Raw genomic sequence first — 20,756 nt, 5'->3', positions numbered from 1 at the left:
TAGCCGACCGAAGGTCCCGACCTGGTGGGGCCGAAAGTCACTCGTTGTGCCGGTGAGGACTTCAGTCCCTAGCGGGCGTGTGCGTCCTGGGCTGACATCGGAGGACACACTGCAGTGAGGAGCGTGGGGATTGAGACTGCCCGTGTTCATCGACCCGCGTGATCACGACGCGCTGATCATCGAGCTGGGAAGCCTCCCCAGCGGCAGCGCCGAAGGTCGCGGCTACCACAGGGCGACCGCCTTCGTCCGCGAACTGCAGGCCGCCGGTCTGCGCACTGCGGTGTTCTGCGCGGGTTCCGCCTGCACCGTCTCGCTCGCCGCGGCAGGGCTTCAGGACGTATTCGAGGTCGAGGTCGACGGGTCGGCGGTCGATGCTGCTGTGCGACTCGACATCCCCGTGCAGCGCTGCGCCCTGATCGACCACACCACCGAGGGAATCCGCGCCGCCCGTGCGGGTGGCTTCGGTCTGATCCTCGGTGTCGCAGCCGATGGTGCCGCTGACGAGCTGCTGCAAGCCGGCGCGGATGCGGTGGTACCCGACGTCGTCGCGGTGAACGTCCGCGGTGGGTACCCGTCCGTCGCAACCCTGCCCGACGCACTTGCCTCCTATGACGAAGTCGCCTGCCTGGCGGCGACGCGGAAGCCGGTGGTCCTGCTGGACTTCGACGGCACGATCTCGACGATCGTCAACGACCCGGCGACGGCCGAACTGCTTCCCCAGGCGGCCGAGGTGATCACGGACCTGGCTGCACGGTGTCCGGTCGCCGTCCTTTCCGGACGCAGTCTCGACGACGTCCGGGCCCGCGTCGGTATCTCCGCGGTGTGGTACGGCGGTAACCACGGTGTCGAGCTGGCTTCTCCCGACGGTGCCGTACACCAGAACCCGCACGCGGTGGCCGCCAGCCAGGAGTTGCGGGCCGTGCTGCCGGAGCTCGAGTCCAGGCTCGCCACCGTGGCGGGAGTCTGCATCGAGGACAAGCACTTTGCGATCGCTGTGCACTATCGCAATGTCGCAGCCGATGATGTCGGCACCGTCGTCGCGGCGGTCCGTGCGATCGGCCACTCACGGCGACTGCGCGTCACCCAGGGTCGCATGGTCCTGGACCTGCGTTCCGAAATCGACTGGGACAAAGGTCGAGCGGTGAACTGGATTCTGAACCGCATCGACGGCAGCGACCTCATCCTGCCTATTTTCATCGGCGATGACAGCACCGACGAAGATGCCTTCGATGCGCTCAGGCACACGGGTATCGGCATCGCCGTTCGGCAGGGGGTCTCCGACAACCGGCGGTCGGCAGCTCGCTTCTCGCTTGCCGACCCGGAGGCGGTATGTGCCTTCCTCACGCGATTGACCGGCCAACTCCGCGAGCAGGGTGACGAGGAGGACGACCCGTGGACACTCGTGTTCGACGGATACGATCCGCACGCGGAGCGCCTTCGAGAGGCGTTGTGCACCAACGGTAACGGCTTCATGGCGATACGGGGCGCGGCGCCCGAGACCGCCGCGGGGGAGTTCCACTACCCGGGCCTCTACGTCGCGGGGGTGTACAACCGCCTCACGGACACGGTGGCGGGCACGCCGGTCGACAACGAGAGCCTGGTCAATCTGCCCAACTGGTTGCCTGCGACGTTCCGTATCGACGGCGGGTCGTGGTTCGACATCGACACCGCACACGTTTCGTCCTACCGACTGAGCCTCGACCTCCGCCGTGCCACGTGGATCCGGGATTTCGTGATTCGCGACGAACTCGGTCGATCCACCGCGGTCACCCAGCAACGCTTCGTGTCGATGCGGCATCCGCACATCGCCGCGATGACGATGACGGTGCGTGCGCTGGACTGGTCCGGACTGCTGGAGATGCGGTCCACCGTGGACGGGGGAGTCACCAACGCCGGCGTGGAGCGATATCGCGAATTGTCGTCTCATCACTTGCGTGTCAACCAGATGCGGGAAATCGACGACGACGCGGTGCTGTTGGCGGCGGAGACGACGCAGTCGCGAATCCGGATTGCGGTGGCCGTCAAGAACACGATGCGATGCGTCGGCCCCGTCGGCGACGAGCTGGAAGTCCGCCGCCGCCCCGATATCGGTGACTACCGCATCGGTCACGACTTCACCGTCGACATGACCGCGGGGCATTCCGCCGTGCTGGAAAAGGTGGCGTGCATCTACACCAGCCGGGACCACGCGGTGTCCGAGGCGGTGGATGCTGCCGTTGCGGAGTTGGCCCGTGTTCCTCGATTCGCGGAGCTTCAGCACGCCCACCAACTCTCCTGGGCGCATCTGTGGGAGCGCTTCACCATCGACGTCGGGCACGACGCCGGAACACTGCGCATCGCACGGCTGCACCAATTGCACCTACTGCAAACGCTGTCACCGCACACCGCCGACCTGGACGTCGGGGTCCCGGCCCGTGGCCTGCACGGCGAGGCGTACCGGGGTCATGTCTTCTGGGATGAGCTGTTCGTCTTTCCCGTCACCAACCTGCGGATGCCGGAGGTGACCCGAACGCTGCTGATGTACCGCTATCGACGGCTGGCCGAGGCACGCCGGGCCGCACAGGAACGGGGATACCGGGGAGCGATGTTCCCGTGGCAATCGGGCAGCAACGGCAGGGAGGAAAGCCAGCGCGTCCATCTGAACCCACGGTCGGGCCGATGGAACCCCGATGCCAGCGCGCGCGCCCACCACGTCGGGATCGCCGTCGCCTACAACACGTGGCAGTACTACCAGGTGACCGGCGACTCGGGATTCCTCATCGACTACGGCGCGGAGATGCTGGTCGACATCGCCCGATTCTGGGTCAGTCTCGCCCGCTTCGACGACTCTCGCAACAGATACGTGATCACCGGTGTCATCGGCCCGGACGAGTTCCACTCCGGTTACCCGGGAAGGGATTACGACGGTATCGACAACAACGCGTACACCAATGTGATGGCGGTGTGGGTGATCATGCGGGCCCTCGAAGCTCTGGAACGGATGCCGATGTCCTACCGGCTGGCATTGCTGGAAACCCTAGACATCGGCGACGACGAGCTGGTGCGATGGGAGGACGTGAGCAGGCGGATGTTCGTGCCGTTTCACGACGGCGTCATCAGTCAGTTCGAGGGTTACGAGCACCTCCGGGAGCTCGACTGGGACGGTTATCGAAGCCGGTACGACAATCTGCAGCGGCTCGACAGAATCCTGGAAGCCGAGCAGGACAGCGTGAACAACTACAAGGCCGCCAAGCAGGCCGACACGCTGATGCTCTTCTATCTTCTCTCGGCCGACGAACTGTACGAGCTCTTCGGCAGGCTCGGGTACTCGTTGACGCCCGATCAGATACCGGCCACCATCGACTACTACCGGTCGCGCACGTCCCACGGCTCGACACTGAGTTCCGTTGTCCACGCGTGGGTGACCGCGCGCGGCAATCGCACCGAAGCCATGCGCTACTTCACCCAGGCGTTGGCGTCCGACGTGGTGGACATTCAACGCGGCACCACCGCCGAGGGCATTCATCTGGCTGCGATGGCGGGCAGTACCGACCTGCTACAGCGGTGCTTCACCGGTCTGGAGATCCGGCGGGACCGGATCGTGGTAGGGCCTCTGTGGCCGGAATCGCTGGGAGAATTGGCGTTTCCGTTCCGTTACCGAGGCCATCGGCTGCAGCTACGCGTCATCGGGCGGAGCGCCACCCTCAGTGCCGAACCCAGCGACGCCCCACCGGTGACGGTGGAATGCCGCGGGCAATGTCGAACTCTCGTCGCCGGGGGCACCGTCGAGTTCACGCAGTGACAGTAGTGCCGCGTCGGCCCGCCACTATGTGGGCGATGTCGGACAGGGTGCCGATGGCCGCGTTGTTGCCGGTGGCGCGGACGAAGCGGCAGGCGGCTTCGACCTTCGGGCCCATGGAGCCTGCGGCGAAGTTCAGCGACTGCAGTTCGTCGGGTGTGGCTCGGGACAACAGCTGCCGCGCAGGGGTTTCCCACCCGGTGTAGACACCGTCGACATCGGTGGCGATGACCAGCATGTCGGCGTTCACCTGCTGGGCGAGCAATGCTGCTGCCAAGTCTTTGTCGATCACAGCTTCGACGCCGCGGAGCTTGCCGTCGTCGTCGTACATGGTCGGGATGCCCCCGCCGCCGGCGCAGATGACCATGGTGCCTGAGTCGATCAGGGTGCGGATCGGCCCGATCTCGAAGATGCGCCTCGGTTCCGGGCTGGCGACCACCCGTCGGAACGTCTCGCCGTCAGCCGCGAACGTCCAGTCGCTCGCGGCCTCCAGCCGCCGCGCAGTCTCCTCGTCGTAGACCGGGCCGATGGGTTTGGTCGGGTGGCTGAAGGCAGGGTCCTCGCGGTCGACCTCGATCATCGTGAGCACGGTGGCCAGTGCCTGATCGGCGGGTAGCACGTTGCCGAGCTCCTGCTCGATGACGTAGCCGATCATCGCATCGGTCTGGGCGCCAAGGACATCCAGCGGGTACGGCGCCACGTCGTGGTAGGCGGCGGCCTGCAGGGCCAGCAGACCGACCTGCGGGCCGTTGCCGTGTGCGATGACGAGCTGGTTGCCCGGGGCGACGGCGGCGATGGACTCGGCGGCGACCCTGATGTTGGTCCGCTGGTTGTCCGCGGTCATCGGCTCTCCGCGTCGCAGTATCGCGTTGCCCCCGAGTGCGATGACGATCCGCATGGTCAGGACAGCGCCGACACGAGGACTGCCTTGATGGTGTGCATCCTGTTCTCGGCCTGCTCGAAGGCGATGTTCGCGGGGCTTTCGAAGACCTCGTCGGTCACCTCGATGCCCCCGCTCAGGTTCGGGTACTGCGCGGCGACGGTCGCTCCGACCTTGGTCTCGCAGTTGTGAAATGCGGGCAGGCAGTGCATGAACTTCACGCGGGGATTGCCGGCGGCGGCCATCAGTGTCCCGTTGACCTGGTATGGCAGCAGTTGGTCGATGCGTTCACCCCAGGATTCGACAGGTTCGCCCATCGACACCCAGACGTCGGTGTAGATGAAGTCCACGTCGTGGACGGCCTTGATCGGATCGTCGGTGATGGTGACCCGCGCACCGGATGACGCGGCGAAGCCTTCGCACATGGTGACCAGGTCGTCGTTCGGCCACAGCGCCGATGGCGCGCCGATCCGCACGTCCATGCCCAGTTTCGCGCCGACGAGCAGCAACGAGTTGGCGACGTTGTTCCTGCCGTCTCCGACGAAGGCGAACGCGATGTCGGTCAGCGGTTTCGGGCAGTGTTCGCTCATCGTCAGCACGTCGGCGAGCATCTGCGTGGGGTGGAACTCATCGGTCAGCCCATTGAACACCGGCACCCCGGCGTACTCCGCGAGTTCCTCGACGGTCTTCTGGTCGGCGCCGCGGTACTCGATCGCGTCATACATCCGGCCCAGGACACGGGCGGTGTCCTTCATCGACTCCTTGTGGCCGATCTGCGACGACGCCGGGTCGATGTAGGTGACATGCGCTCCCTCGTCGTGGGCGGCCACCTCGAATGCGCATCGCGTCCGGGTGGACGTCTTCTCGAAGATCAGCGCGATGTTTTTTCCTGCCAGACTGTGCCGACCGAGGCCCGAGTATTTCGCTCTCTTCAGGTCGCGGGACAGGTCGAGGAGGTAGTGCAGGTCGCGGTCGGTGTGATGAACGAGGCTGAGCAGGCTGCGATTTCGGTTGTTGAATGCCACGATCGGTCTCCCGGGGTCAGGTGTAGAGCGGGTCGCGAAGGATGGGGCACGTCATGCAGCGTCCGCCGCCACGTCCGCGACCGAGCTCGCTGGCGGTGATGGTGACGACCTCGACACCTGCCTTGCGCAGTGCGGTGTTGGTGAGGATGTTGCGGTCGTAGCCGATGACCACGCCGGGCTCGAGGGCGACGACGTTGTTGCCGTCGTCCCACTGTTCCCGTTGGACGCCGTACACGTCGCCCGCGGTGGCGACGACGTGGAAGGCCACCCCGAGCGCGTCACCGATGGTGTCGACCAGCCCCTTCGGTTCGCGCCGGATGTCCAGCCCTGAGGGTGACCGGTCGTCGGGCCGGAGGCTGAACGGCACGATCCCGTCGACGACGGGGGCGTAGGCGGTCACGAGATCGTAGCCGCAGAAGGTGAATACGGTGTCCAGATGCATCGCTGACCGCGTCTTGGGCAGGCTGGCGACGATCACCCGTTCGGCGGCTCCCGCCGCGAAGAGATTTCTCGCCACCTGGGTGATGGCTTGATGAGACGACCGTTCGCCCATGCCGATCACGACGACGCCGCGGCCTATCGGCATCACGTCGCCGCCTTCGAGCGTCGCTGAACCATGTTCTCGCCCAACACTGTCGGCGTCGCCCAACCAGATGTCGAACTTCTCATCGGCAAATGCGGGATGGAACGTGTAGACGGCGGTCGTCAGCAGGGTTTCCTGCCTGCGTGCCGGCCAGAACATAGGATTCAGCGTGACGCCGTGGAAGATCCACGACGAGTTGTCCCGCATGAACTGTGTGTTGGGAAGGGGGCGCAGTACGAAGCCCGCGGGATCCAGCTCGCGGAAGGCAGCCAGGAAGCTGCCGCCGACTTCGGGGGGCACATCCTCGTATGCGACGCCGCCGATGAGGAACTCCGCCAACCGATCTGCGGGCAGGTCACCCAGCCACGACCGGATCTCGCGGTGCAGTCCCGGCCCGACGATGTCGTCGGTGACCTTGCGCTCCAGCAGCCACTTCCGGCCCTCGGGAATCGCGACGACGTCGGCCAGCAGGTCCTGCAGCTCCAAGACCTCGACATCGTGGTCCTCCATCTTCGCGACGAAGTCGAAGTGGTCGCGCCGGGCCTGCTGCAACCAGATGACGTCGTCGAAGAGCAGCTCGTCGCAGTTGTCCGGAGTGAGCCGCTGGTGGGCGAGCCCAGGTGCGCACACCATCACCCGGCGCAGCTTTCCCGCTTCCGACCAGACACCGAGACGGGATTCGCTTGTCACAGCACGACCAGATTGCCGGTGACCAACAGAGCGACCGCGGCCACCGATGTCGCGACGATGACCGCGAAGACCGCCAACTCTCTCCTGGAGAAGAGCGGCATGCGGCTCTCCCTGCGCGCCCAGACATAGAGCACGGTGCCGACCAGATAGAACACCGCCGCAATCAGCAGGTACTGCCAGCCGCCCGCGTACAGCAACCACACGGCGTACACGAGGGCGACAGCGCCGACGAGCATGTCGCGCGTTCGGCCGCGCCCCTCGCCATAGGTGTCACCACGCACGGCCAACAGCACCTGATAGGCCGCCGACCACAGGTAGGGCAGCAGTATCAGTGACGTGGCCAGGTAGATCAGGTTCGTGTAGGTGCTGTCGTTGGCCAGCGTCCAGAGCAACAGCGCCTGCACGCACAGGTTGGTCAGCCACAGTGCGGTCGCCGGGGCGCCGTGCGCGTTCTCCTTCGCCAGGACCTTCGGCATGACGTTCTCCGCCGCCGGGAGACGCAGGATCTCGACACACAGCAGAACCCAGGCGATCAGCGCTCCCAACAGAGAGACCACCAGACCGATGGAGATGAACGCCGCGCCCCAGGAGCCGACCTCGTTCTCCAGCACACCGGCCATCGACGGATCCGGGACACCGGCGAGCTCGGCCTGTGCCATCAAGCCGTACGACAGGAGGTTGACCAGCAGGAGCAGCGCCAGCACACCGACGAAACCGAGCACCGTGGCCCGTCCGACGTCACTGCGCTTCGCGGCGCGTTGGGAGTAGACCGCTGCACCCTCGATCCCGATGAACACCCACACCGTCACCAGCATCATGCTCTTGACCTGGGCCATGGTGTCGCCGAGTGGCGCGCCGTCGATCTGCGTTGTCGCACCCCAGAAGTCGGCCGTGAACAGTCCGGCCTTGAAGCCCACCGCAGCGATCGCGATGAAGACGACGATGGGCACCACCTTGGCGACGGTGACGATCACGTTGACCAGTGCCGCAGTGTGTACGCCGCGCAGGGTCATGGCATGCACGATCCACAGCACCACGGACGCACCGAGAATGGCCGGCACGGTGACGCCACCTTCGAAGACGGGAAAGAAGTACCCGAGCGTCGAGAACAGCAGCACGAGGTAGGCGACGTTGCCCACCCACGCCGACATCCAGTACCCGAATGCCGAGGTGAAGCCGATGTAGTTGCCGAAGCCCTCTCGGGCGTAACCGTATACGCCGCCGTCGACGCCGGGCTTGCGGGTCGCCAGGGTCTGGAATACGAACGCCAGCATCAACATGCCGATGCCGGTGATCACCCACCCCACGATCAGGGGGCCGGGCGCCGCGCTGCCCGCCATCTGGGACGGCAGCGCGAAGATCCCGCTTCCGATCATCGAGCCTACGACCAGCGCTGTGAGAGCGCCGAGGCCAAGGCCGGCGCTCGTGCCCGCAGGGCGAGCGTCGGCAGGCCTCGGCATGACTGATTGCGACACCGTTGTCTCCTCAGATCTGTGATCCACAGCGCGACCGCCACCCTGTGTGATCTGACCGTATGTTCCGGGCCCGCGCGGATGAGGAGTCTTTGGTCCCCATCAGCGGGCCGATGGTCCTTCGCTGACGCACTCCGCGGCGGCGGTGCCGTTGGTGTACCGAAGAAAGGACTTTGTGCCACAGACACATCCGGTCGGTGCTGCCTACAGTCCCCGCATGACCGAACACACGCCGCCGATGTCCGTGCTGTCAGAAACGGAATGCTGGCAGCACATGGCGAGTGCCTCACTCGGACGTCTGGTCACCAGTGTGGACGGCAATCCGGCGATCTTCCCGGTCAACTTCGCCGTGCAGAACAAGACCATCCTCTTCCGCACGGCAGAAGGCACCAAGCTCGTGGGCGCTGCGATCAACAACAACGTCCTCTTCGAGGTGGACGATCACAACGTCGCCGAAGGGTGGAGCGTCATCGTGGCCGGCTCCGCACGCTCGTTGCGCAGCGACGAGGAGATCGCCGAGGCCGAACGCGCTGAACTGCTCTCGTGGATCGACACGGAGAAGCCGCATTTCATCCGTATCCGGCCGCGCAGTGTCACCGGCAGGCGGTTCCAGTTCGGTACCGCGCCGGGGCGAGTACTGGCGGCAGAAGATCCCGTTCTGGGATGAACAGCCGATGAGGGAGTGAGCAATGACGACGGTGCGACGGTCCTCGACGGATCAGCCCAGGCGCGTCTTCCACGATCGCAGGGAGGCCGGTCGGGTACTGGCCGGGCTGCTGGGCGGATACCGTGGCAAGGAGAACGTCCAGGTGCTCGGTTTGGCACGCGGCGGCCTGCCGGTGGCGTGGGAAGTCGCTGCGGCACTGGGTGTTCCACTGGATGCGTTCATCGTGCGCAAACTCGGCGCGCCCGGGCACGACGAGTTCGCGATGGGGGCGCTGGCAAGTGGCGGACGCGTGGTCGTCAACGACGACGTCGTGCGCGCGTTGCGCATCTCACCGCAGCAGTTGCGCGATGTGGCAGAGCGCGAGGGCCGAGAGCTGATCCGGCGGGAGGCGGCCTACCGTGGCGGGCGTCCGCCGTTGTCTCTGGCGGGCAAGACCGTGATCCTCGTGGATGACGGCTTGGCCACCGGCGCCAGCATGATGGCTGCGGTACAGGCACTGCGGGAGATGGATCCCGCGGAGATCGTGATCGCGGTGCCTGCTGCGCCCGAATCCACCTACCGCGAGTTCGCCGGAATCGTCGATGACGTGGTGTGCGCTTCGATGCCCACCCCGTTCGTTGCCGTGGGCGAGTCCTTCTGGGATTTCCGTCAGGTCAGCGACGACGAAGTGCGCCAGATATTGGCGACGCCAACTGTCGGGATGGCCACCGCGCACATCCGGGTGGGCGAGACACCGGCTGACGTCATCACCCGGTGCGCGGTCGATGCGCCGTCGGGCGTGCCGCCCCGGGAGGCGCTCGAAGAGCTGATCGGCGATGCACGCATCGTGCTCATCGGCGAGGCATCCCACGGCACGCACGAGTTCTATCAGGCGCGCGCGGAGATCACGAAGTGGCTGATCGAAGACAAAGGGTTTCAGGGGGTGGCGGCGGAGGCCGACTGGCCGGACGCGTACCGGGTGAACCGCTACGTCCGCGGCGAAGGCGACGACGGCTCCGCGGATCAGGCGTTGAGCGGATTCGAGCGGTTCCCGGCGTGGATGTGGCGCAACAGTGTCGTCCGCGATTTCGTGGAATGGCTGCACGCCCACAACGCGCGCTGCCGCGACGAGGGCAGGATCGAGACCGGCTTCTATGGACTCGATCTCTACAGCCTGCACCGATCGATGCGGGAGGTCATCAGCTACCTCGAAAACGTCGATCCCGCCGCGGCGCAGCGCGCCCGGGCTCGCTATGCGTGCTTCGACCACACCTCGGCAGACGACGGGCAGGCGTACGGGTTCGCCGCGGCGTTCGGTGCCGGACTGTCCTGCGAACGGCAAGCCGTCGAACAATTGGTCGAGTTGCAGCGCAACGCATTGCAGTATGCGCGCCGCGATGGATTGCTGGCCGAGGACGAGCTGTTCTATGCGCAGCAGAATGCGCAGACCGTGCGCGATGCGGAGGTCTACTACCGCGCGATGTTCGGTGGCCGTGTGACCTCGTGGAACCTCAGAGATCAACATATGGCCCACACTCTGCAGGCGTTACTGACCCATCTGGGTGAGCGCACCGACGCGGAGCCGGCCCGGATTGTCGTGTGGGCACACAACTCTCATGTCGGTGACGCGAGGGCGACGGAGGTCGGCGCCGACGGTCAGCTGACCCTCGGGCAGCTGGTGCGCGAGAAGTTCGGCGAGCAGGCGCGCCTGATCGGTTTCACCACCAACGCCGGTACCGTCACAGCAGCCAGCGAATGGGGCGGAATCGCCGAGCGCAAGGTGGTCCGCCCGGCGCTCAAGGGCAGCGTCGAAGAGCTGTTCCACGAGGTCGGCAATGCGGAGTTCATGGTGTCGCCCATCATCAGCCGCGAGGCGGCCGAACCCCTGGACGTCGTCCGACTGGGACGTGCCATCGGTGTGATCTACCTGCCGGCCACCGAGAGGCAGAGCCACTACTACCACGTCCGGCCAGGCGAGCAGTTCGACGCCATCATCCACATCGACAGGACAACCGCGCTGACACCGCTGGAGATCTCCAGTGTCTGGAGCGCGGGCGAAACGCCTGAGACCTTTCCCACCGGTCTGTGAACCAACCCGCGATCGTCACGTTGACGATGAACCCTGCACTGGACGTCGCCGCGGATGCCGACGAGGTTCGGCCCACCGAGAAGATCCGTTGCCGGGCAGAGCGTTACGATCCCGGCGGCGGCGGTATCAACGTGGCCCGCTTCGCGCACGCACTGGGGGCGTCGGTCGCCGCCGTATTCACCGCGGGCGGACCGACCGGTGCCCGGGTGGTCGACCTCGTCGGCGCCGCGGGGGTACCCCACACCGCCGTTGCGATCACCGGCGCGACGCGAGAGAGCTTCACCGTCAACGAACGCGCCACCGGGCAGCACTACCGGTTCGTGCTTCCCGGTCCGACGCTGACCCGCGACGAACAGGATCGATGCCTGGACGCGCTCGAAGAACGGGCATCGTCGGCACGCTTCGTGGTGATGAGTGGCAGCCTGCCGCCCGGCGTTCAGCCCGATTTTCCCGCTGAGGTAGCCGCCCTGTGCGAGCGCACGGGCGCATCGTTGATTCTCGACACCTCCGGCAAGGGGCTGAGCAACTCCACGTCGAATGTCTTCCTCTGCAAACCGAGCCTGCGGGAGTTGAGCGAGTGCGTGGGTCGCGCCCTTGCGACGGAGGCAGACCAGCTGGCCGCGGCCAGGGAGCTGATCGACCGCGGGGTGGCGCGCGTCGTCGTCGTGTCACGCGGGGCGATGGGGGTTCTGTTGGCGACTGCGCGAGACAGCCGCAGCTTCTCCGCCGTCACGGTGCCCGTGGTCAGCGAGGTGGGCACCGGCGATGCGATGGTCGCCGGGATCGTCGTCGGGCTGAGTCGCGCGCTGAGCATCGAGGACTCGGTGCGCTACGGGATTGCCGCCGCCACCGCGAAGCTGTCAACCCCGGGCACAGCAGCGTTCGAGCGCGATGATGTCGAGTCGCTTTTCGGGACTTATAGCATATCCAGGCGATGATGTCGAGAAAACAGTGATGACGTTTCCCATCGGGGGGGGATCGGTGGCACGATGAGGGCGTGACCGACGAGCTCCGGTCGGACGTGGGCCGACCGGACGTGGAAACCAGTTCACGACCGTTGCGGGACACGTTGTCCCAGTTGCGGTTGCGGGAGCTGCTCACCGAGGTGCAGGACCGGGTCGAGCAGATCGTCGAGGGGCGTGACCGACTCGAAGGTCTCCTGGAGGCCATGCTCGTGGTGACCTCCGGGCTGGAACTCGACGACACCCTGCGCACGATCGTGCGCACTGCGATCGATCTGGTGGACGCCGGGTACGGAGCGCTGGGCGTCCGCGGTCACGAACATGAACTCATCGAGTTCATCTACCACGGCATCGATGAGCCGACGAGGGCGCAGATCGGCCACCTCCCGGAGGGGCGCGGCGTCCTGGGCGTCCTCATCGACGACCCGAAGCCCATTCGGCTCGACAACATCTCGCACCACCCGGACTCCGTCGGCTTTCCGGCCAATCATCCGCCGATGCGCACCTTCCTGGGCGTTCCGGTGCGCATCCGCGACGAGGTCTTCGGCAATCTGTACCTCACCGAAAAGGCGGGCGGGCAGCCGTTCAGCGATGACGACGAGGTACTGGTCCAGGCCCTGGCGGCGGCCGCAGGCATCGCCATCGAGAACGCCCGCCTCTACGAGCAGTCCAAGCTCCGGCAATCCTGGATCGAAGCCACCCGCGATATCGGCACGAAAATGCTGTCGGGGGCCGACCCGGCCACCGTCTTCCGGCTGATGGCCGACGAGTCGCGACACCTCAGTGGTGCCGAGACGATCCTCGTCGCCGTGCGCGAAGACCTCGACGAGGGGGACGGGCCGGTCGATGAACTTGATGTGGTCGCCACCGCCGGAGATGGCCCGGAGACGTCCATGACAGCCGTGTCGACCGCAGGAAGTGTTGTCGGCGACGTCTTCACCACGCAGACCGCTGTTCGCTGCACCGATCTGGAATTGAGCGAGGCGCATCGGGCCCTCGGTCCCGCGATGGTTCTCCCGATTCGCGGGACCGGCTCTGTCGCAGGCGTGTTGATCGCCGTGCGGCCGCACGGTGTGCCGCCCTTCAGCAGGGACGATCTCGCGATGATCTCCGCCTTCGTCGACCAGGCGGTACTGGCCTGGCAGCTGGCGAGGACGCAGCGCCAGCTGCGGGAACTCGACATCCTGACCGACCGTGACCGCATTGCCCGCGACCTCCACGATCATGTGATCCAGCGGTTGTTCGCTGTCGGGCTGTCGCTGCAGGGCACCATCCCGCGCGCACGCTCTGCCGAAGTTCAGCAGCGACTTTCGGACTGTGTGGATGACCTGCAGCAGGTGATTCAGGAGATCCGGACGGCGATCTTCGACCTGCACGGTCCCCGCGGCGGCAGCACCCGTCTGCGCCAGCGGCTCGACGAGGCCATCGACCAGTTCGCCAGTGCCGACATCCGGACCACGGTGCAGTTCACCGGGCCGCTGTCCATCATCGACGCCGTGCTGGCCGATCATGCCGAGGCGGTCATGCGTGAAGCCGTCAGCAACGCTGTCCGTCACGCTGAGGCGAATGCCCTGGATATTCGTGTCACAGTCGCCGACGAGCTGGTGATCGAGGTGGTGGACGACGGTCGCGGAATCCCCGAGGACGTCACCAGTAGCGGGTTGACGAATCTTCGTCAGCGCGCCGCCGACGTCGGCGGCACCTTCGCCGTGGGCCCGGGAGAGGCCGGTGGGACGCGGCTGCGGTGGCGTGCGCCGTTGCGTTGAGCCGTGCAGAAGTGGGCGTTCGCCCAGTCTCCTTCGCGGATCGCGCGGGCGAAGTCGTCAGCCAAAGAGCTTCGAACATCGGGGTGTGCAAGCCAGTTCGTCACTGCCGAGGTGATTCCGTCTGCGGACACCTGAACCGGGTGATGACGGTGTAGCCGATCCGTGAGCAGGTATGTCGCGCAGTCACGGTTCCGGTGCCGGCTCGTCCAGACCTTGGCATTCATCACCGCGCCTCCGCTCGTCCCTCCCGATCTGTGGTTTTCATCGCGCCATCCGGTGATGCGCGAGGGGATGCGGCTCAACCCGTTGCGACGTGCTGTCCGAGGGCAACCGGTTGTGGCCGTGCGCCGGTGGATGACAAGTGGCCGATGAACCAGTCTCGCGCCAGTTCCGCCAACTGATCCAGCGCGCCGGGCCTGTCGAATCGTTGCCCCGCCCTGGGCACCTCGGCGATCGTGCACTCGCACGAGATCGCAGCTCTGGCACGCTCGTTGAACTGCAGCGTCATCTCGTCCGGGCCTCCCGCGAGATCCGGCCGGCTGCCGCGCGATACAACGGATTGCACACTGGCTCGGGTACTGCCCGCTGCGGCAAGTGCGGCACCGGCTCCCGTGCCGGTGCCGAAGTATCCGACGGGTAGTCCGGCGACCTCGGGGTGGTCGCCGCGCCACACGGTGACGTCGACGAGTTGGTCAGCCAGCAGCCCGATGGCGAACATGTCGCTACGACCGGCAACGTCGACGGGAGTTGACAGGTCGAGCAGAACCGTGGCGAAACCCGCGTCGTTGAGGCTCTTGGCCATGTACTTGCTGTGCATGCTGTTACAGATGGCGCCGCTATGCGCGAAAAGAAGCAAGCCACACGCGTTTTCGGGCACGCTGAGAGTGCCTTCCAGCTTCGCTCCAGCTACGGTCAGTATGACCGGCGCCTCGGCGCTTCGCTTGCGTGCTCGATCGAGCAACGCGACCACGTCGGCGTCGGTGGTGCGCCGACGCCGACGATCGCCTTCTTGGGACGTGGCGTAGAAGTAGAACGGCGGTGTCTCCAGGCAGATGACCTCATCGGCTTCGGTGCGCAGTGCCTCAACCACGGGCGGCGACCCCTCCGGCGCGGCAAAGATCACCCGCGACGCGCCCCGGTCCCTCGCAGCCCGGCACGCCGCGGCAGCCTTTGCGCCGCTGGTCAAGTCACTGTCCACCACAACGGCCACCCGGCCCTTGAGATCGGCACGCACGTGGCCTGGGCGATACAGGCCGACCCGGCGGTTGAGCTCGGTGGTCGCAACGCTGATCACGTCCTCGATCTCGCCGGCGCTGGCCCCTGTCTGGTCGACGACCGTACGGTTGAGCACGCGAACACCGTCCTCGGCAACAGCGCCGAAGGCGACGCCGGGGTCGAACGGCAACGTCAGCGCGCACGCGGCCAGGACATCGAGCGGCGCGCCCAGAGATTCGGCAAGCGAAAACGCGATCGGTACACCGCTGCGCGGGATGCCGAGCACGACGACATCCTCGTTGCGGAGCGCTGCAAGCTTCGTGGCCAAGCGTCTAGCGTGGTTGTCCAACCAATGGTTATGCATGGCAACAACTCTCGCTAGTTGTCACCGAAGTCGGCCTCAATCCTGGACCACGCCGACGAGCCGATCGTCCAACCCTGCATCCTCCAGCCGGCGGCGGACGGCTCCCGACCGCGCGACCGCCTGCTGCTGAGCATCACCGGCCTCGTCGACGAGGCTGCGAAAGCGATCAGTTCCATGGGTGTCCTCACTGGCATCGGCTGATGAAGCGTCGAACTTGACGAAAGAATCGATTCCCCATGCCTGGAACATTCGGCGTCGACTGCTCGGCAATTGAGATGCGGCCGTCGCGGTATCGATGACGCGGGGGCGCGACAACTCGTAGGACCGGCCTGCGACGGTGAGGGTCGCGCTTCCTGCCGCCGTCGCGTTGCTCAGCCAGTCGACGTCGCTTCCGTACGGCAGGGGGGTGATGAATCCGTCGGTCACCCGGTCGGCGACCACGGGCGTCGCATATGACCGGCCGCTGGTGCGCCCGGTGTGGCGGATGACCGCGGCATACCAGTGTTTTCGCCCCGCCAACCGCAGCATCACGGGGTTCAGGACGTGCTTGTTGAAGCGGCGTCCAGGTTCCTGGCCACAGTGGTGGTTTCGGTGGGCATTCCCCGATGCTCACCTCGGCTCACCTCGGAGGGCAGGGCCGAGTGGACCTGCTTGCGAGGACTTAAGCCACGTCCTTGGCAAAGGTGACTTTCGTCTCTATCGCGTGAAGCTGGACACGAAAACGATGAAGGCGATTCGATCTTCACGAGGGAGTGGCGATGGCAACGACCGACAAGCTCGTCGTATCACCTGCAGAGCTCGACAGCGTCGCCTGGCAATTCCTGCGCTCCGACCTCACCGGTGAGACCTACGCTCAGTGGCCGATCGACCGTCGCCTGGATGCGTTTCTGCTGCACCACGGCTATCGGAAGCTGCATGACGACGGGTCTGCCTACAACGCACTCTTGGACCGCGTCATGGCCAACATTGGCACGGCCGTCCGCATCGGTGTGTTGTCGCCGCCGCGCCGTGACCACGTGTCATGAGTGTCGTCCACAAGACCTCCGAAGATTGGCGTGTCACACCGAATCTCGTTGACTATGAAACTACTGTCGCTGATTTCGACTGGTCGGTGGTACCGGATGTATGCCAAGGCATGGGACGCGGGCCGTGCAACATCGCCCACGCCGCCGTCGACCGGCACGCCCATGGCCCGACAGCGGCCCGCACTACGCTGCTGTTCGTCTCCACCGTTGAGGCCGATGGCGGCCCGGCGACGCACGTTGTGACCCTTGTTCATAACGTCCGCACGCCAGCGGGTCGAACGGCCGGGCACGCGCCGTGCCGATCCACGGTCGGCGTTGCGGCACTACGAGTTTCGGGACAGGGAACGTGGTCTCCCTGGATTGATGACTGCCGCGGTTGATGCCTGCCGGCACCCCGATACGGGACCAACGACCCTAATGGGCCTGTCGCAGTGGTCATACCGTTACAGACAACGGAGTGATCAGGTATGCCGCAGAGGAGAGTTGCCATGGACTGGCCGACAGCTGCCGTTCTCATCGCCGTCGTCATCGCACTGATGGCCGTGGCGAGCACGTATATCGCCGGCCGATACTCGAAGTGATCGGGCGCTGAGATGTCCGCGGAGTCAACTCGGTACGGAGTCCTGGTCGGCGTAGACGGCTCACAGGAATCCGCGACGGCCGCGCGATGGGCTGCGCGCGAAGCGCAACTGTTCGACGTGCCGATCACCCTGATGTATGTCGTTACGCCGGTCGGCGTCAGGTGGCCCACGGGCCCGCTGCAGGCCACCATCGCCGAGTTCGAACGTGAGAATGCCGAAGAGGCACTCAGTTACGTGCGTGCGGAGGCTGCCGCGGCAACCGCATCCGGCACCGCCCTCGACATTCGCAGCGAGGTTCAGCGCGCTCCGTCGCTGCCCGCGCTGATCGACGCGTCCAAGGAAGCGCGGATGGTGGTCGTCGGTAGCCGAGGGATGGGTACCGTGGGTCGGCTTCTGATGGGCTCGGTCAGCACCGGGCTCATACACCACGCGCATGGTCCTGTCACCGTCGTGCACAGTCGGGAGGGCAGGCTCCCCGACGTCACTGCCCCGATCGTCCTCGGTATCGATGGGTCGCCCGCGTCGGAGAGCGCCACCGCGCTCGCATTCGAGGAAGCCGCGGTGCGTCAGGTGGACCTGCTGGCCGCGCACGTGTTCAACGGCGGCAACGGGTTGCCGTTGCAGGGTCAGGAGTGGCGAGAACACAAGCAACGAGCGCAGGAGGTTCTCGCCGAGCGTCTCGCCGGGTGGCAGGAGCGATATCCCGACGTTCGCGTCCATCGCCACGTCGAGTTCGACGAGCCGGCCCGCTGGCTCGCCGAACGTTCGCGCACTGCGCAATTGGTGGTCCTGGGGAGCCACGGCCGGGGCGGCTTCTCCGGCATGTTGCTCGGATCCGTCAGCTCGGCGGTCGCGCAGTCGGTCGACATCCCGGTGACGGTGGTGCGGCCGAGGTGACCGTGCCGTCCACGCCCGCGAATGCGCCGCTGTGTCCCACTCCCCATGGTGCACCGAACGGCGGGTATATCTGTCCCACGTGCGGCGCTCCCGTCGGCGACCCGACGCCTGATCGCCGCGGCCGGGACCGGAGGTTTGCGGCAATCGCCGTGCTGTCGGTCGTGGGCGCGGTCGCCGCGGCCGCGGTGGTGATCGCCCTCGTGATGGCGCGCGGCGGGGTGCACACCGCCACCTCGGCGTCCGAGCATGCCGAGCTCACAGAATGGTGGTCGACCACCTACCCGCACGTGACGGAACTCCAGGAGGCGCTCGACGATTCGCGCAAAGCATTGGAGAGCCTCGACGGTCCGGCTCTCGCCTCGGCTTGCCAGCGGATGCACGACGCCGCCCGCGTCGACCTGGCGGCCCAGATGCCCTCTCCGGAAGCCGATCTGACGGCCGAGCTCGACGCCGCCGCAGACGACGCACACGAAGCCGCCCACATGTGTCTGTCGGTACTCGAGCATTCCCCCAACAACTACGACGCCGAGTTCACCTCGGATGTCGATCAATCGGAGCGTCACCTGGAAGCGGGCATCGCGATCGTCAACCGCAGTCTGACCCGAGAGCCGCGGAAGGCGGCGCGGCACTGACATCGGGGAAGCGCGGGCGAGCCTCTCATCCCCGCTGCGCCACGATGACCGGGATCTGGGCGGAATGCACTATCGCGTTGCTGACCGAGCCGCTGTGCACACCGGTCGCCGCGCCACGTCCGTGGCCGCCGACGACGATCAGCTGGGCCGAATCGGCCTGCTCCAGCAGCCGGTTGGTCGGTCGATCGCACACCACGATGGGTGTCACACGCACTTCGGGATAGCGTTCCTGCCATCCTGACAGGTGCCTTGAGAACTCGTTCTCCGTGTACTCCTTGACATTCCGCCAGTCGATGGGCGCCCAGTCGAAGTCTGGGAAGCCGAGTGGTCCCATATCGCTCCAGGCGTGCAGTGCGACGAGGTCGACACCGCGATATGACGCTTCACCGAAGGCGATCGCGGTCGCGAGTTCCGATGCCGAGGAACCGTCCATACCGACCAGCACCGGCGCCTCGGAGGACGGCAGATGCTCGCCGTGGATCACGGCCACCGGACAGTGGGCCCGGTGTACCAGTGATGAGCTCACCGAGCCCATCAGTGCGCGCGTCGCGGCAGTCTCGCCGATGCAGCCCACGACCACCATGTCGGCCGCCTTCGACAGGCCGAGCAGTGTCGGCACGATCGGACCGCCGATGATCTCGGTGGTGATCCGCGACGCGTACCCCGGAGAAGTGGCGGCGACCGCCAACGAGCAGGAGTGGTGGGTGATCTGGCGGGCAAGGTCGTCGGCGTAACGCGCATACGCCACTGGCAGTTCCGGCCACGGTGTCCGCGGCATGACGATCGGTGGCACCACATGGACCAGACGCAGGGGTCGACCCCGAAGCTCGGCATCACGTGCTGCCCACTCGACCGCCGCGGCCGACGTGGCCGACCCGTCGACACCCACCAGGATTTCGCCTTCAGTGCCGGGCCCGGTCACAGTGCTTTCCCCTCACTCATCGAATCAGGCTAGGCGGGCGGGGGGTCGAGATCCGGAGTCGTTCGTCCCCGGTGCGGGGGACTTTGGGCCCCGAGGTTCGGCTGTGCGACGGCGTGGTCAGGTGAGGGCCAACAGGAGGTCGCCGGAGAGATCTACGAGGAAGCCGACAAAAGACGTCGGGATGCACCTGCCGTCCGGTGGGAGCCGAATCCTTCCGAGTGCCTTCCTGATTCATGACCCGCGGGATGAACGTGGAGAGAGTTCTCCCGGCCGTACCGCAGCCCTACGTCAGCGCGGCCGGACGACGATGACAGGAACTCTGGCCGCCTGCGTCACTGCGCTGCTCACCGAACCAAGCAGTGTGCTCGCCACGCTTCCGTATCCGTGGCTGCCCACAATCAGCAACTGCGCCGAGCTCGCCTGCTCGACGAGTCGGCGCGCAGGCTGGTCACGCACCACGACCTGCTCGACCGCAACCTCGGGGTGGCGGCGCCGCCAGGCGACGAGCTGACGAGCGACCTCCTTCTCGACGGATGGTTTCATCTCATCCCAGTCGAAGCCCGGCATGTCGAAAGCGCCAGGAGACCACCATGCGTGCAGGGCAACGATCCCCACCCCGCGCCGCTCTGCCTCCTGAAAAGCCAGTTCGACAGCGGGTTCCGAGGCAGCCGACCCGTCCACTCCCACGACCACCTGTGCGTCTGTGGCCGGCGTCGGCCCGTCTTCGTGGATCACCGCCACCGGACAGTGCGAGCGGTGCACCAGACCCGTGCTGACGCTTCCGAGCACGGTGCGGGCCAACGCGCCCCGACCGCGAGATCCCACCACGACCAGCCCTGCTGATCTGGATGCCTCGACCAGTGCCGAGGTCGGCGTGGCCATGGTGATCTCGGTTGTCACCTCGACTGATCCATGGGTGCGCTCGACAACCATCCGGCTTGCGGCATCCAGGATGTCGCGGCCATTCTGCTGTTGCCAGTCGATGAACTCGGCCGGCACCGGGGCGATGGGCCATGCACCTATCGGAAGTGGAGCTGCGTACAGGATGTGCAGTGGCGCACCGTGAAGCAGGGCCTCATCGGCCGCCCATGCCAGGGCGTGCCGGGATGACGGCGAATCGTCCACTCCAGTCAGTACTTTCTCGTATGCGCGAGTGGACATATCGTGACCTTCCCCCTGCTGAGCTCTGTTCGGCGGTGAACGACACCTCGGTCTGAGGGTATGCGTGG

The 20,756-nt window shown here is 66.1% G+C and carries 16 protein-coding genes; 8 read left to right on the top strand and 8 right to left on the bottom strand.

Translation table 11 applies throughout. The features are described from left to right. Positions 1 to 130: 130 nt before the first annotated feature. Positions 131 to 3,781 (top strand): trehalose-phosphatase, encoded by a 3,651-nt coding sequence (otsB, locus tag EL337_RS17785; RefSeq protein WP_048633014.1) that lies wholly within the window; start codon positions 131 to 133, stop codon positions 3,779 to 3,781. On the opposite strand, the gene arcC is transcribed toward otsB, so the two are convergent. From arcC to arcD, 4 genes are read right to left on the bottom strand one after another with little or no spacing between them, the layout of a single operon-like run. Continuing rightward, on the bottom strand, positions 3,771 to 4,676 hold the full coding sequence (gene arcC / locus EL337_RS17780) for a carbamate kinase (RefSeq protein ID WP_048633013.1): 906 nt from the start codon (positions 4,674 to 4,676) through the stop codon (positions 3,771 to 3,773). The two genes, otsB and arcC, sit on opposite strands and share 11 nt — an antisense overlap. A gap of 2 nt (positions 4,677 to 4,678) precedes the next feature. Next, positions 4,679 to 5,683, bottom strand: coding sequence for an ornithine carbamoyltransferase (locus tag EL337_RS17775; RefSeq protein WP_048633012.1), 1,005 nt, complete (start codon positions 5,681 to 5,683; stop codon positions 4,679 to 4,681). A 16-nt stretch (positions 5,684 to 5,699) separates the two neighbouring features. Further along, positions 5,700 to 6,956 (bottom strand): arginine deiminase, encoded by a 1,257-nt coding sequence (locus EL337_RS17770; protein WP_083443108.1) that lies wholly within the window; start codon positions 6,954 to 6,956, stop codon positions 5,700 to 5,702. After that, on the bottom strand, positions 6,953 to 8,431 hold the full coding sequence (gene arcD / locus EL337_RS17765) for an arginine-ornithine antiporter (protein ID WP_197724123.1): 1,479 nt from the start codon (positions 8,429 to 8,431) through the stop codon (positions 6,953 to 6,955). Before arcD ends, EL337_RS17770 begins: the two co-directional genes overlap by 4 nt. Positions 8,432 to 8,645: 214 nt before the next feature. Between arcD and EL337_RS17760 the strand changes: the two genes are divergently transcribed. Genes EL337_RS17760 through EL337_RS17745 form a run of 4 tightly spaced genes read left to right on the top strand, consistent with a single transcriptional unit; the run spans position 8,646 to position 13,891 of the window. Continuing rightward, positions 8,646 to 9,095: a pyridoxamine 5'-phosphate oxidase family protein gene (locus tag EL337_RS17760; RefSeq protein ID WP_048633010.1), complete on the top strand. Its 450-nt coding sequence runs from the start codon at positions 8,646 to 8,648 to the stop codon at positions 9,093 to 9,095. A gap of 22 nt (positions 9,096 to 9,117) precedes the next feature. Then, a complete protein-coding gene (locus EL337_RS17755; RefSeq protein WP_048633009.1) occupies positions 9,118 to 11,163 on the top strand; it encodes an erythromycin esterase family protein in 2,046 nt (681 codons plus the stop codon). A gap of 26 nt (positions 11,164 to 11,189) precedes the next feature. Next, positions 11,190 to 12,101, top strand: a complete 912-nt coding sequence (locus tag EL337_RS17750) for a 1-phosphofructokinase family hexose kinase (RefSeq protein WP_048633149.1) — start codon at positions 11,190 to 11,192, stop codon at positions 12,099 to 12,101. Between the two features lie 59 nt (positions 12,102 to 12,160). After that, complete coding sequence (locus EL337_RS17745) at positions 12,161 to 13,891, top strand: sensor histidine kinase (RefSeq protein ID WP_306316166.1); 1,731 nt, start codon at positions 12,161 to 12,163, stop codon at positions 13,889 to 13,891. Between the two features lie 298 nt (positions 13,892 to 14,189). On the opposite strand, the gene EL337_RS17735 is transcribed toward EL337_RS17745, so the two are convergent. Then, the gene (locus EL337_RS17735) at positions 14,190 to 15,434 is read right to left on the bottom strand and encodes a phosphoribosyltransferase (protein ID WP_048633008.1); all 1,245 of its coding nucleotides are present in this window, start codon (positions 15,432 to 15,434) and stop codon (positions 14,190 to 14,192) included. Between the two features lie 72 nt (positions 15,435 to 15,506). After that, positions 15,507 to 16,001 (bottom strand): PNPOx family protein, encoded by a 495-nt coding sequence (locus tag EL337_RS29235; protein ID WP_306316165.1) that lies wholly within the window; start codon positions 15,999 to 16,001, stop codon positions 15,507 to 15,509. 227 nt (positions 16,002 to 16,228) lie between these two features. Here EL337_RS29235 and EL337_RS17725 point away from each other — a divergent pair, with 227 nt between their 5' ends. From EL337_RS17725 to EL337_RS17710, 3 genes are all read left to right on the top strand, one after another. Next, positions 16,229 to 16,495 carry a hypothetical protein gene (locus tag EL337_RS17725; RefSeq protein WP_048633146.1) on the top strand — a complete coding sequence of 89 codons (267 nt, stop codon included), beginning with the start codon at positions 16,229 to 16,231 and terminating at the stop codon, positions 16,493 to 16,495. Positions 16,496 to 17,088: 593 nt separating this feature from the next. Then, positions 17,089 to 17,973, top strand: coding sequence for a universal stress protein (locus EL337_RS17715; RefSeq protein ID WP_048633007.1), 885 nt, complete (start codon positions 17,089 to 17,091; stop codon positions 17,971 to 17,973). Positions 17,974 to 18,122: 149 nt separating this feature from the next. After that, complete coding sequence (locus EL337_RS17710) at positions 18,123 to 18,605, top strand: hypothetical protein (RefSeq protein ID WP_232786821.1); 483 nt, start codon at positions 18,123 to 18,125, stop codon at positions 18,603 to 18,605. A 25-nt stretch (positions 18,606 to 18,630) separates the two neighbouring features. On the opposite strand, the gene EL337_RS17705 is transcribed toward EL337_RS17710, so the two are convergent. Together EL337_RS17705 and EL337_RS17700 are read right to left on the bottom strand one after the other, a co-directional pair. Then, on the bottom strand, positions 18,631 to 19,527 hold the full coding sequence (locus EL337_RS17705; protein ID WP_048633006.1) for a universal stress protein: 897 nt from the start codon (positions 19,525 to 19,527) through the stop codon (positions 18,631 to 18,633). A gap of 288 nt (positions 19,528 to 19,815) precedes the next feature. After that, the gene (locus EL337_RS17700) at positions 19,816 to 20,688 is read right to left on the bottom strand and encodes a universal stress protein (RefSeq protein ID WP_048633005.1); all 873 of its coding nucleotides are present in this window, start codon (positions 20,686 to 20,688) and stop codon (positions 19,816 to 19,818) included. Positions 20,689 to 20,756 lie beyond the last annotated feature (68 nt).

This window comes from Mycolicibacterium aurum (assembly GCF_900637195.1).
Classification (GTDB): domain Bacteria; phylum Actinomycetota; class Actinomycetes; order Mycobacteriales; family Mycobacteriaceae; genus Mycobacterium; species Mycobacterium aurum.
The sequence above is the reverse complement of the archived record's forward strand: the minus strand, read 5'-3'. Positions and strand labels throughout refer to the sequence as shown.